Genomic DNA, 13576 nt, shown 5'->3' on the forward strand with positions numbered 1-13576 from the left:
CAGAACCTAAATTTAACCAAATGATACAAGTTGGTGTATTAATGCCCAAAAACTTCAGATTACTGAGTATAGCCGCCATTTTAGATGTATTTGATACTGTAAATGGCTTTTATAGAAATGATAATCTCCAAACACCTTTTGCCATTAGTTTAATTGCACTTGATGACAAAAATTACAACTTTAGCGAGCATCCATCAACTTCAATACATGATACACCAATACTGGATCTGATTTTAATTCCATCTTTTTCTACCAATGACATGTCAGCCAGTATTGCAGCAAACAAACATTTCCTACCCTGGTTAAATGAGCAACACCATGCAGGAGCCGAAATTGCCACTTTTTGTACCGGAGCTTTTTTACTTGGTGCCTCGGGCCTACTCAATGGCAGGGCCGCCACTACACATATCGATGCCTGTGCAGCATTCGCCACTGCGTTTCCACTGGTGCATTTAAAAGCCGATAAAACGGTAACGCAAGATGGCAAACTGTTTACCAGTGGCGGGGCAACCTCTACCTTCCACCTGTTGCTGCACTTGTTACAAATCCATTGCGGAAAAGAAATGGCCATTAAAGTTGCCAAAATTTTCGCCATAGATATGGACAGGGTAAACCAATTGTATTTTAGCACTTTCCAACCCATACGCCACCATAACGACGATATTGTAGCCTCTGCACAAGAAAAAATAGAAAACAATTACCAGGACGTAGCCACAATCGAGGAAATGATCAAAGATATTCCATCGAGCAGGAGGAATATTGTGCGCCGCTTTAAACAGGTAATTGGCATTACCCCTATCGAATACCTGCAACAAACACGTATAGAAGCAGCAAAAAAATTGCTTGAGCAAACGGCACAACAAATGACCGAGGTAATTTATAACTCAGGCTATAACGATCCTAAGGCTTTTAGAAAGGTATTTAGAAAATCGGTTGGTATGACGCCTAGGCAATACCGGGAAAAGTTTCAGGCCAGGTAAATATACATGTTCTGGTAGAAAAGATCTCCTCCAAAAACAGACTAATAAAATAGTTTTCAACACAACCATCAATTTTGTTGATAATTATTTTCAAACAAATGCGAAATGCTGCAGAATTTAAGATAACTTAATATTATTATTACAATAACCAAACAACAATTGATATGAGCACATTCCTTTTAATTACGGCCGCATTTTATATTATTTCCTTTGGATTAATGTTTTATTGCTATTTCTCCGCTGAACAGATTCCCAGCGATGATGAAAAATTTTAATCAATTCCTTTACTTTTAGTCGTCAAATTAACCTCTCATTAATACCTTAAATAGATCAGGTATTTAATTGCAAACATTCTGCCTTCATGGTTATCAATAAATATTTATTTATTTGCTATCCACTTAATTAAGTAAGGGGTAGCTCCTGTATACCATAAAACTGCTGCAATTAAAAATATAGCAATCAAAATCCACAAAATGGGCCATCCTTCAAATTTGTGTTTTGAACCTGGGATATAAGGCTCATCAAGATTATGATGATCATTATCTATCCTATTATCCTTTTTAATCGGTTTCGGATTAGAATTATTACTCATAAAATATTCAGTTAGAAGCACAAAATTAATCTATAAACCAAGAAATCAAAAATAAGTTTAGGATTAAAATGATTTAATGCTAAAAAACCTGAAATCTTAATTCCTGTCGTTTAACTTCGTGTAATTACAAGTAAAACACATTTATGTGTCAACTCTAAATAAAATTTATTTTTTTTAAAAATTTACTGTTTGGAAAAAGCCTGCTGGTATTTTAGTGGCGATTTCCCGGTTATCTCTCTGAAATACTTGTGAAAACTCGTAAAGTTGTAAAAACCACAATCGTAACAAATCTCCTTCACGGTTAAATCATTTTCGATTAATAACTTACAAGCCTGCCCCACCCTGATTTCGTTAAGGAACTGGGTATAGGTTTTCCTGCTTTTGGTTTTAAAGAATTTACAAAAAGAATTCGGGCTAATTTTAGCTACAGCTGCAATTTCTTTCAGCTCTATTTTCTTTTTGTAATTACTAATGGTATAATTATAAATAGATTGGATCCGGTCTTTTTCGTTTTCTAAGAAGTTTGGTTTAAAACCAAGTGAAACCAATATGTTCTTTTCGCTGCAATTGGCAATTACTGTTAGCACTTCCAATAACCTGATAATCCTCATGGTACCGGTTGACTCGATGATCTGGGGCATTAAAGCAGCAATTTTATCTTTAGCTGCGCCTTCCAGTTTAATCCCCTGCTTTGCCTGGGCAAAAATTCGTTTTATTTCCTGGTTCTCGGGTAAGTTTAGAAAATCTTTCCCTAAAAATTCCTCTTTAAAATGTACAGCATATACATCAACCGGCTCTCCATCTGTAGTTTCGAAAAACTCCGGATCAAAGCGCCAGTAATGTGGCAGATTACTCCCCAGTAAAACAACATCTCCATCATTAAAATTTTTAATGCTGTCGCCAATAAATTGTGTTCCCCGTCCTTTTTTGATATAAATTAACTCTAAGGCAGAATGATAATGCCACAGGTTGTTTACATCTGGCATAATATCCCTTCGGGCACTAAAAGAATCTACTGAATTAGTAGACACATTAAGTAAATGCGGTTTCATAGAATCTTAAAAAATCAATCTAATATGCAGTAATATTTCGCAATGTATAAATTTTAGCCAATATCATTTAATAATTGGATGATAAAGTTAAATTTTTATTAGCGCTTAAGGACTTAATTTGTAAAGTTTCAACTCAACAAACATACCTATGAAGGTGGGATTTATGAATTCCTTGCTATACCGACCAGCTGTACCCCAAAGTAGCCTTTGCTACCTTATTGCAACTGGAAAAAACAGGCATAGCTATCCATTTTCCAGTTATCAAACTTGTTTCATGGAACGCATTTTAGCACGCACTGAGCAAGAAGTTTAACTATCTTTATTTCAGTTCAAACCAGATAACCAATATAAAAACCCAATATGAGCCACAGTACATCAACGAATTTCACCACATCCGATGCGGCAAAGAGCGGCAAAGGATATCTTTTCCCGCTAATTTTAGTTACCAGCCTCTTCTTTTTCTGGGGCTTTGTGCACAATCTCGATCCGGTATTAATTCCGCACCTGCGCAAAGCTTTCCAACTTAGCGTTTTTGAATCTACACTGGTCGATTCGTCGGTTTTTATTGCTTATTTCTTGTTGGCATTACCAGCCGGTTACATTATGCGCAAATACGGCTATAAAAGTGGTATCATTTTGGGGCTGATTTTATTCGCCATTGGTTGCTTATTATTTATCCCGGCGGCAAATACAGCCAAGTATGTCTTTTTCCTGGGGGCGCTTTTTATTATTGCCTGCGGATTAACCTTTTTAGAAACTGCCGCAAACCCTTATGTAACGGTATTGGGCCCTCCTGAAACGGCTACACAGCGTTTAAATTTCTCGCAATCGTTTAATGGTTTAGCAGCTTTTTTAGCCCCTATTGTAGGTGGTAAGCTGATTTTTACCGAATCGACTTATACCGATGAGCAGCTGGCTAAAATGCTACCTGCAGCCAAACAAGCTTATGTATTACAGGAAGCATCGACTGTAAAGGCTCCCTATTTAATTTTAGGCATCCTCATTATTGTGGTAGCTATTCTCTTTATTTTCACCAAGCTACCTGATATTAAAGAAGAAGAACATGTTGATGAAAAAAGCACATTTGGCCATGTATTAGGTCATAGCCATTTACGTTGGGCCGTTATCGGGCAGTTCTTTTACGTAGGTGCCCAGGTTTGTGTGTTAAGCTTGTTTATCAGTTTCATCACCTCATCTGCCGGGCTCACCCAGGAGCAAGCCGCATGGTATTCAGGTGCAGCAGGCCTTGCGTTTATGCTGGGCAGGTTTGCCGGCACTTTTTTCATGAAATTTGTGGCTCCACATAAACTGCTAATGCTTTATGCCTTAATCAGCGCTGTATTAACCCTTGTTTCTATTTTTGCAACGGGTATGATTACCGTTTACGCCTTAATTGGGGTTGCTTTCTTCATGTCGATTATGTTTCCAACCATCTTCTCATTGGGTATTGCCGGCTTAGGTAAAGATACCAAACTGGGTTCTTCACTTATTGTAATGTCGATTGTTGGTGGCGCATTTCTGCCTCCGGTACTCGGATTAATTTCAGATGCCACGCACAATATCCAATATGGCTACATTGTACCATTTGTTTGCTTTTTAGTGGTATTCTATTTCGGTTGGAAAGGATGGAAACCCAATCACATTGAAAAAGAGGTGACTTTAGCAGCTTAATCAGATAAAAAATAATAAACACAATTTATAGATGAAAAAATTAGTCATCAAAATTAACCATGCCGATAACGTGTTAGTTGCCTTGCAGGATTTACCTGAAGGTACTACAATAGCACATGAAGGGAACACCTATGTTACGCAGGAAGAAATTCCGGCAAAACATAAGTTTTTTATGCAGGATATGCATGCAGGTGATGAAGTTATGATGTATGGTGTTTTGGTTGGCAAAGTTCAGTTCGATGTTAAGGCTGGCATGCGCATGAATGTAGAAAACACAAAACATGCTGCCGAACCTTTTGCTTACCGCGATGTAGATTACAAATGGGAAGCGCCTGATGTACAAAAATATGCTGACCGCAAGTTTTATGGTTATCACCGCAAAAACGGTACAGTGGGTACCGCAAACTACTGGTTGTTTATCCCGACGGTATTTTGCGAAAACCGCAATTTAGATATCATCCGCGAATCGTTATACAGCGAACTGGGTTATGCCGTGGGCGATAAATACAAATCGTACACCCATAAGCTGGTTCAGGCTTTCGAAAATGGCGAGAATATCCACAACATCAGCTTTGAGCCTAAAGCCGATCGCACTACCCGTACCTTTAAAAATGTTGATGGCATTAAATTCCTTACCCACAATGGTGGCTGTGGCGGTACCAGACAGGATTCGGATACTTTAAGCAAATTATTGGCAGCTTATGCCAATCACCCCAATGTTGCCGGCATTACGGTTTTAAGTTTGGGTTGTCAGCATTTACAGGTGGCCGATTTTAAACGTGATTTGCTGGCACTCGACCCAAATTTTGATAAACCTTTACTGATTTTTGAACAACAGAAAACACAAAGTGAAGAGCAGCTGATTCAGGATGCCATCAGAAATACCTTTGAGGGCTTGATGTTTATCAATAAACATGAGCGCGAAGCCGCACCTTTAAGCAAATTGTGTGTGGGCGTAAAATGTGGAGGCAGCGATGGTTTCAGTGGCATTTCGGCTAACCCGGCGGTGGGTTATTGTGCCGATTTACTGGTGGCACTTGGTGCTAAAGTATTGCTGGCCGAGTTCCCTGAATTGTGTGGTGTAGAGCAGGAAATGATCGACAGATCGGTAGACCGCCCTACTGCCGAGAAGTTTATCCGCTTAATGACAGAATACGATGACCTGGCACATAAAGTAGGATCGGGTTTTTACATGAACCCTTCGCCTGGCAATATTAAAGATGGCTTGATTACCGATGCTATTAAATCGGCTGGTGCTGCCCGTAAAGCAGGTGCTTCGCCGGTGGTAGATGTGCTCGATTATACCGAACCGGCAACCAAAGCAGGCTTAAGTTTGGTTTGTACCCCTGGTAACGATGTAGAAGCCACCACAGGCAAGGCTGCTGCAGGTGCCACACTGATTTTATTTACTACAGGATTGGGCACCCCTACGGGTAATCCGGTTTGCCCAACCATTAAAGTGGCTACCAATGCTGTTTTGGCTAAGCGCATGAGCGATATTATCGACATTGATACCGGCCCCGTTATTAGTGGCGAAAAAACCATTAACGAAATGGGCGAAGATATTTTAGAATATTGCATTAAAGTAGCCAGTGGGCTTGAAATACCTAAAGCTGTACAGCTTAACCAGGATGATTTTATTCCATGGAAAAGAGGTGTTAGCTTGTAAATAATGGAAGATGGAATGAGGTAAGATGGATGATCAGGAAGCTTAGCTTTCCATAGCAAAATCGTCATTCCCGCGCAGGCGGGAATCTTAATGCATTTATACCTCAGTTATAAACTTACATTCCATCCCCTGTGGTTAAATTAAAAAAATAAAAATATTCCGGAAATGGATTTAAATTTAAAAGGAAAAATAATTCTGGTAAGTGGTGGTGCAAAAGGTATTGGCGCAGCAATTGTTAAAGCTTTGGCAATCGAAAACGCCTTTCCAATCATCATTGGTCGTAACGAAGGCGATAACCAGAACATGTTACAGGAAGTTAAAGACCTTGGCTTGAGTGGCGACTATTTTACCACCGAACTTACTTCGCCCGAAAGTTGCAAAAGCATTATCGATGCCATATTAGCCAAATACAACCGTATTGATGGCTTGGTTAACAATGCCGGGGTTAATGATGGTGTAGGTCTTGAAAGCGGCACCTACGAAGGCTTTATGGAATCGCTGCACAAAAACGTAGTACATTATTATTTACTGGCACAGCACGTTTTGCCCGAACTTAAAAAGAACAAAGGGTCGATTTTAAACATTGGCAGTAAAACGGCCGAAACGGGTCAGGGAGGTACATCGGGTTATGCTGCAGCTAATGGCGCACGTAATGCACTAACCCGCGAGTGGGCAGTAGAACTATTGCCTTACGGTATCCGCGTTAACGCCATTATTGTGGCCGAAGCCTGGACTCCACTCTATCAAAAATGGATCAGCTCTTTCGATCAGCCGGAAGAAAAACTGAAAAGCATTACCGATAAAATTCCTTTCGAGAACCGGATGACCACTGTTGAGGAGATTGCCAATACAGCTGTGTTTTTACTGTCAGATAAATCGAGCCATACCACCGGTCAGCTGATCCATGTTGATGGTGGCTATGTGCATTTAGACCGGGCGCTGTTGTAAAAGAATAGATGGAATGAGATATTGAAAAGGATTACCTGGATAATGGGTAATCCTTTTTTGTTTGGGGAGGTCATCCCGGATTCGTCATCAATAACGGATCCCAAAAGAAATTCGTCATTGCGAGGAGGAACGACGAAGCAATCTTTCATGCAGGGGTCTTTTACTATAAAGATTGCTTCGTCGGCTGAAAAAGCCTTCTCGCAATGACGATCTACTATAAGGATTACTTAAAGTATAAAAAACAAAGTGCCACCTTTCGGCGGCACTTTATCAACAGTAGCTTAACTTTCTGTTTCTACTATATATTTGTTTTCGAGCGTACCATCACTATACAGCTTTAAAATGGCATAACCGGGAGGTGTTTCCTGGTAATAATAAGGCTGAGCAGAACGTTTATCGCCTTTACCCCACCAAAAACCACTCATCGCGCCATTGCAATAATATTCTACCCCATTGTACCAGGCCCTATCCAACAGATGCTGGTGACCACTGAGACAAACCTTCACCTTATCTTTATGCTTATAAAAAAGCTGTTTCAATTCTTTATGATCGCCATGCTGGCCACCTTCCCAGGTACCGGTAACGGTAAGGATGGGGTAATGCGACATGAGCAGTACCGGCGTATTTGCAGGCAGTTTTTCCAATTCGGCCTCCAGCCACTTGTATTGCTCGGCATCTAAAGCGGTATTTTTATTATTTCCATCTAAAATGATAAAGTGCCAGCCATTTTTACTGAAACTATAATAGCGGTTAGGTATTTTAAGCCTTTTTACCACATAATCTTTACCGTACATTTCATCTTCTTTTGAAGGGGCTGCCCACCAGATATCGTGGTTGCCAATACAGCTGTGCAATTCGTAGCCATCAAGCTGTTTAATGCATTTATCCCAAATCGCCCATTGCTCTACTACTCTTTCACGAGTAATATCGTTATAATCGGCAGCATGGATGCTATCTCCACCATTGAGAAAAAAATCGACTTTTAAATCCTTAATTTTTTGCAGGCATTTCTCAAACCTGGCTGGTGCATTATCGCCCTCACGAATGTGCACATCGGTAATATGGGCGACGGTTAAAACCAGTTTCTTTTTTTTATCTTTTTCGGCAGGTGCAGTTGAAGCAACTGCTTTTAAATCGCCAAGGGCTAATGCAGCAGTAGCCAAAGGCAGTGCTTTTAATAAACTTCTTCTTTTCATGTTCATTTGTGTTAAAAAAATCGTCATTGCGAGATGGCTTTTCAGCCATGGAAGCCTGCCTGCTGCAGGCAGGCAATCTTAAAGCGTATGACACCAGCAATCGTTGTAAGATTGCTTCCCCGAAAAACGGGGCAGGCAGTACCTCGCAATGACGATTCTTAATAGGTTATTACCAACCAGTTGGTTGTTTAAGTTGTGGATTTAACAAAATCTGTTGCATCGGGATCGGGAAGTAATAATACTTCGGTTCGATAAACGATCTTGGGCTGGTTTGGTTTTCGGGGAACATAACGAAGCCCGAAGTACCATTACTCAGGTAAAAACTGTTATCGCTCAGATAATATTTTACCAGTTTAGCTTTAACATCAGCTGGCAAGCCATCCAGTGGTGCCTCCTGTCCTGCGGCTTGTAAAATAGCTACGTCTTCTACCCCATCTCCGGTAACATCATAAGCACCCAGTTTAGCCACATACATACCTTGCGTAGGTTTTTCTAACAATTTGCCAGCTTTCCAGCGCAACAAATCGGCAAATCTGAAACCTTCGCAAGCCAGCTCTACATTACGCTCTCGACGGATTTCTAAAAGTACACCTTTGTTAATGCCGTTAACTGCAGGATACATAGCTGCCAAAACATTATCAGGACTGGCATTTGCGGTAACCATGTTCAACGGGGCCACACCTGCACGATTACGCAATACATTAATGGTCTGGTCTAAATCTGCCTGGCTTAAAGTCCCCAGTTCAGCATTTGCTTCGGCATTATTTAACAATACTTCGGCATAACGTAATATCGGCAAATCGGTAAATTCGGTATATGACTTGCTGGTTGGATCGATGGCGTAAAATTTAATTTGAGGATAACCGCCAAAAGTTGGCCTTGTTTTATTGGCTGCTCCGCCCAAAGTAGTTGAAAAGCCGGGAGGCGCCACCGTTACAGCCATCCGTGCATCGCGGTTTTTAAATATCTCGGCATAAGGTTTCTTATCCCAATCTGTGGTTGAGGTAAAAGCGGTTCCGTCGGTCATTAAATAGGTATCGATTAAACTTTTGCTTAACGACCATTGCCAATCGAACACATAGTGTGTATCGTTCGAGCGGTTTAAAGCCCGGTTATAATCATCGTAAAAGATCATTTCCTTATTGCCACTTAAATCTTCGCTTGTAAACAGTTTCTGGTAATCTTCTCCTTTTTTTCCCGTGTTGTAAATACTGAAACCACCATCGGTCATTACCGATTTAGATGCAGACGCCGCCCTTTGCAAAAAGCTAGTGGCCGAACTTTGCAGGCCCAACTCGTCGTGGTATTTCCTGAAAGTACCTTCGTACAGGCAAAAGCGCGATAATACAGTTAAAGCCGCCCATTTAGTTACGCGGGTATTGGTTCCGGTTGGCAGTACGTTTGCTGCAGCATATTCCAGATCGGCCAGTACCGAATCGGCTACCAGTGTACGCGGATCTTTGGCTTTGTAAAGCAGTGCTTCATCATTGGTACCTAAAACGGTATTGTAATAAGGTACATCGCCATATCTGCGGATCATGTTGTAATAAAATATCCCACGATAAAACCGGGCAATACCCACAAAGTGTTTAATGGTAGCTGCATCACCTGTTACATTTTTCAGGTTATTAAGCATGTAATTGATGGTGCGCAGGTTGCCCCAATTCCAGCCGCTCACGTTTGCAGGCGTGATTTTGCCCCTGATCATATTATCCAATTCGTGTCCGCCCAGATAAACCGAGATATTATCGGAAAAAAGATCGTTGGTACCGGCGCCAAACATGCCATAAAAGCCATTGGTATAGGTTTCTAAATCGGCTGTAGTTTTAAAAAACTCGTTCGGGGTAATGGTGGTTTCCGGAATCCGGTCTAAAAAATCCTTCTTACATCCGGCCATCAAGCCAAGAGTAAGGATAATCACGAGTATGTTGATGTAATGTTTTGTTTTCATTTGTTTAGGATTAGAAATTAAAGTTCATACCAAATGAGAAAGTACGTTGAAATGGATAGATATTGCCATCCAAACCTTCAGGATCTAGTTTCACTTTCAGGTTGGAGTGTTCGAATAAATTTTCGCCACTTACATAAAAGTGTACATTTTCGATCTTAGCACGTTTTAACAAACTTTTAGGTAAGGTATACCCCAGGGTGATGTTTTTAACGCGCATGTACGAAGCATCCTGCAGGTATCTGGTGTTCGGAATACCCAACTCCTCACCAGTATCTTCGGCAGCATAGGCTTTTATCCTCGGGAAATAAGCATTCGGGGTTTCAGGGCTCCAGTGATCTAAGTTTTGTACCGTAACGTTGGTCCAGGGTTGTGCGTAAATTCCCCAGAAATAAATGTTACTGCCACTGGCATACCAGTCTCTTTTGGCTACGCCCTGAATATACACACGTAAATCGAATCCTTTCCAGGCACCCGATAAATCGATACTGTAAGGAAGCCGGTTCCGGTTGTTGCCCAGTTTATAATAATCGCCCGAATTGTCTACTGTTTTGTTTCCAAAATCGATTTTACCATCGTTGTTGCGGTCTTTAAATTTAATGTCGCCCACAAAATACTGGTAACGTTGGTCATCAGTTCCTACTGCAGTTTGGTTGGCATGGTTTTTCAATTCATCAGCATTCTGAAAAAAGCCTTCTGCTTCCAGTCCCCAAATTTCGCCTAATTCCATACCCTCGTAATAGTTGCTCAACAGCTTATTTGGATTATCGAAACGGGTAATGTAGGTTCTGCTATCGCTTAATGCCAGTACAACATTGTAACTAAACGGCGAACCACCTAAAGTAGCCTGATCTTTCCAGCCCAGCTTTAACTCCCAGCCTTTGGTTTTTAAATCGGCGGCATTGTTAGTTGGCGATGCTGTACCGAAAACTCCCGGCAAAGGCTTACCCGGTACCAGCATGTTTTTGGTGAAACGGGTGTAACGGTCAAAATTTACTTCCAATCGGTTTTTAAAGAAAGCCGCGTCGATACCCAGGTTTACAGACGATACTTTTTCCCAGGTAAAGGTACTCGAGATAGCTGCCGGTGGACTCACATAGGTTGGCTGTGCACCGCCCAAAATCTGTGAGGTTTTACCACTGCTTAGTTTCGACAGGTAATCGTACTCACCTGCCGCAGCCTGGTTGCCCAATACTCCGTAAGAGCCTCTGATTTTAAACGTATTCATCGATAAAAATTCTTTCACAGGAGCAAAAAACTTTTCATCAGACAATACCCAACCAGCTGATCCGGAAGGCACAAAAACCCATCTTCTACCTGGCGCAAAGCGTGATGAACCATCGTAACGGCCGTTTAACTCTAACAGGTAACGTTCTTTGAAATTATAGTTTACACGGTAAAAAAGTCCTTGTACGGCCCATTCAGAAATACTTTCCGTTACAGTTTGATCGCCGGTAGCCAGATTGATAGAAGGCAGGCTATTGGAAATTAACAGTTTGCGCGAGGCGGTAAAGCTATTGAAGCGCAATTCCTCCTGATTGTAGCCTACCAAACCCGATACAAAATGATTACCTAACTTTTTGTGTGCTTCGGTATATAAGTTAATAATATTGTATTTGGTATTGGCATGCTGATCGCTTGCTGAAGTAGAAGTAGATAAAGGAGGAGATAAATTAGGTCCGGTTTTATAGGGTACCGGAATTTCGTATGATTTATTTAAGTTATTTACGCGCCTTAAAGTTGCATCTCCTTTTAAACTCCAGATATCTTTAACCAGCGAAGCATCGAAAGAAAAAGTAGTTTGCACCGTATTCGAGCTTAAGGTTTTGCGTCCACCTTCCTGTACCGCACCCAATAAAGAAGCACCGGCTGATGTCCACGAACCATCGGGGTTGCGCGGAATATCGGTTACATTGGTCCGGTTGATATTCCAGAAATAGTTCCCATCTATAAAAGTAGGCGCCTCGTAATAGGTAGAGGTTAACATGGTGTTGTTAGAAAGGGTAAGCCATTTGGTTACATTCAAATCTACCTTTCCACGTAAGTTATAAATATTGTTGTTCTCATCGGCGTTCTTGATCATGCCCTTCTGTTTGTAATAATTGGCAGAAAGGTAATAGCTTACCTGATCGGCTTTTTTAGCTACGGTTACGCCCACATTGTAGGTTGGTGCCGATTGATTATAAGCTTCTCTAAGCCAATCTGTCGATCCGATGTAGAACCATTTATTCGGGTCGGTCGGATCGAGAATTACCTCTGGTAGCGAAGGATCTAAGGAACGTAACCTGGCTGCTTCTACCAGTGCAGCGCTATAGGCCGGGTTATATAAAGGAAAAGCAGCTTCGTTTTTAGCTTTCAATACCTGATAAGGATCGGTAACTACTTCCGGCAGTTTACCCACTGTACGGTAGGCGGTATAAGCATTTACACCTACGTTTAATTTACTGCTTTTTGCTGTACGGGTAACAATTAAAACAACCCCAAACGGTGCCCTGGCGCCATAAATGGCTGATGAGGCCGCGTCTTTTAATACCGATACACTTTCGATATCGGCCGGATTAAGGGTTAATAAATCTGAACTGCTGAAAGGCACATTATCTACCAATATTAAAGGTGTACCGCCGTTAATGGAGGTAAAGCCCCTGATGTTAAATTCGGGTGCCGTATTGGGCCTGCCGTTGGCAATAGAAATGTTTAAGTTTGGGATTAAGCCCTGCAAGCCTTGTCCAACATTGGCAATTGGCCTGTTTTCTAACTGTTTGGCGCCTATGGCATCAACCGCACCGGTTAAGTTGGCGCGTTTCTGCGTACCGTAACCCACTACCACTACATCTTCCAGATCGGCCAGATCAGGTTGCAGCGAAATGGTTAAACTTCCGCTTTTATTTACCGGTACCTCCTGGGTTTTATAGCCCAGGTACGATACCACTAGCACAGCACTCTCTCCGGCTATGGTAAATTTAAAATTTCCGTTCTCATCGGTCTTATGAAAAATTTTGGTTCCCTTAATCAGAATCGAAGTATTGGGCATGGCTCCACCCTTCTCATCAACCACTTTACCGCTCACCTCGATGTTTTTAAACAGGTTTAACAGTTTTTCAAATACCGAAATTTCGGTGGCTTTGATAATCACTGTTTTTTCATCAATGGTATAGGTTAATGGTTTACCAGCCAGGCATTTTTTCATTACCTCATCTAAAGGGGCATTTTTAAAAACGGCATTGATGATTTCGCTGCTTTGCAGTTTATCGGCTTCCCACAATACATTATAGCCGGTTTGTTTTCTGATTTCTTTGAAAACCTGCTTAATGGTAATGCGTTTATTGACTAAAGAAAGGCTTTGGGCATTGCTTGTTGCGGCACTTGCCTGAGGTAGGGCAGTTACCATTAAAACTATAAAGAGTTTCATCACGCGCAAAAATTTGGTCATGCAGGAGCTATGCCTGCAAAAATTATTAGCAGAATTTATATACATTTGTTTGTTTGATTTTGGTTTCTATTATTCTATCGCATAGTTTAT

9 protein-coding genes are annotated in these 13576 nt (G+C 41.2%); 4 read left to right on the forward strand and 5 right to left on the reverse strand.

Translation table 11 applies throughout. From position 1 onward, the window contains the following. The first annotated feature begins 20 nt into the window (after positions 1-20). Positions 21-980 (forward strand): GlxA family transcriptional regulator, encoded by a 960-nt coding sequence (locus BLR37_RS14360; protein WP_090769701.1) that lies wholly within the window; start codon positions 21-23, stop codon positions 978-980. A gap of 379 nt (positions 981-1359) precedes the next feature. Here the strand turns inward: BLR37_RS14360 and BLR37_RS14365 are convergent, their stop codons facing one another. Together BLR37_RS14365 and BLR37_RS14370 are read right to left on the reverse strand one after the other, a co-directional pair. Beyond that, positions 1360-1572, reverse strand: coding sequence for a hypothetical protein (locus BLR37_RS14365; RefSeq protein ID WP_090769703.1), 213 nt, complete (start codon positions 1570-1572; stop codon positions 1360-1362). Positions 1573-1754: 182 nt separating this feature from the next. Then, complete coding sequence (locus BLR37_RS14370) at positions 1755-2624, reverse strand: AraC family transcriptional regulator (RefSeq protein ID WP_090769704.1); 870 nt, start codon at positions 2622-2624, stop codon at positions 1755-1757. Positions 2625-2984: 360 nt separating this feature from the next. Here BLR37_RS14370 and fucP point away from each other — a divergent pair, with 360 nt between their 5' ends. The 3 genes from fucP (at position 2985) to BLR37_RS14385 (ending at position 6912) form a co-directional block, all read left to right on the forward strand. Continuing rightward, on the forward strand, positions 2985-4295 hold the full coding sequence (fucP, locus tag BLR37_RS14375; protein ID WP_090769705.1) for an L-fucose:H+ symporter permease: 1311 nt from the start codon (positions 2985-2987) through the stop codon (positions 4293-4295). A gap of 31 nt (positions 4296-4326) precedes the next feature. Continuing rightward, entirely contained in the window at positions 4327-5964 is a 1638-nt protein-coding gene (locus BLR37_RS14380; protein ID WP_090769706.1) for a UxaA family hydrolase, read from the forward strand. A gap of 165 nt (positions 5965-6129) precedes the next feature. Further along, positions 6130-6912 carry an L-fucose dehydrogenase gene (locus tag BLR37_RS14385; RefSeq protein ID WP_090769708.1) on the forward strand — a complete coding sequence of 261 codons (783 nt, stop codon included), beginning with the start codon at positions 6130-6132 and terminating at the stop codon, positions 6910-6912. 281 nt (positions 6913-7193) lie between these two features. Here the strand turns inward: BLR37_RS14385 and BLR37_RS14390 are convergent, their stop codons facing one another. The 3 genes from BLR37_RS14390 to BLR37_RS14400 all read right to left on the reverse strand — a co-directional run bounded on the left by BLR37_RS14390 (position 7194) and on the right by BLR37_RS14400 (position 13465). Further along, positions 7194-8108 carry a metallophosphoesterase family protein gene (locus BLR37_RS14390; RefSeq protein ID WP_090770085.1) on the reverse strand — a complete coding sequence of 305 codons (915 nt, stop codon included), beginning with the start codon at positions 8106-8108 and terminating at the stop codon, positions 7194-7196. Positions 8109-8277: 169 nt separating this feature from the next. Further along, positions 8278-10059, reverse strand: a complete 1782-nt coding sequence (locus BLR37_RS14395) for a RagB/SusD family nutrient uptake outer membrane protein (RefSeq protein ID WP_090769710.1) — start codon at positions 10057-10059, stop codon at positions 8278-8280. A 10-nt stretch (positions 10060-10069) separates the two neighbouring features. Next, a complete protein-coding gene (locus tag BLR37_RS14400) occupies positions 10070-13465 on the reverse strand; it encodes a TonB-dependent receptor (protein WP_167356613.1) in 3396 nt (1131 codons plus the stop codon). Between the last annotated feature and the right edge of the window lie 111 nt (positions 13466-13576).

Source organism: Pedobacter soli (genome assembly GCF_900101435.1).
GTDB classification, from domain to species: Bacteria; Bacteroidota; Bacteroidia; order Sphingobacteriales; family Sphingobacteriaceae; genus Pedobacter; species Pedobacter soli.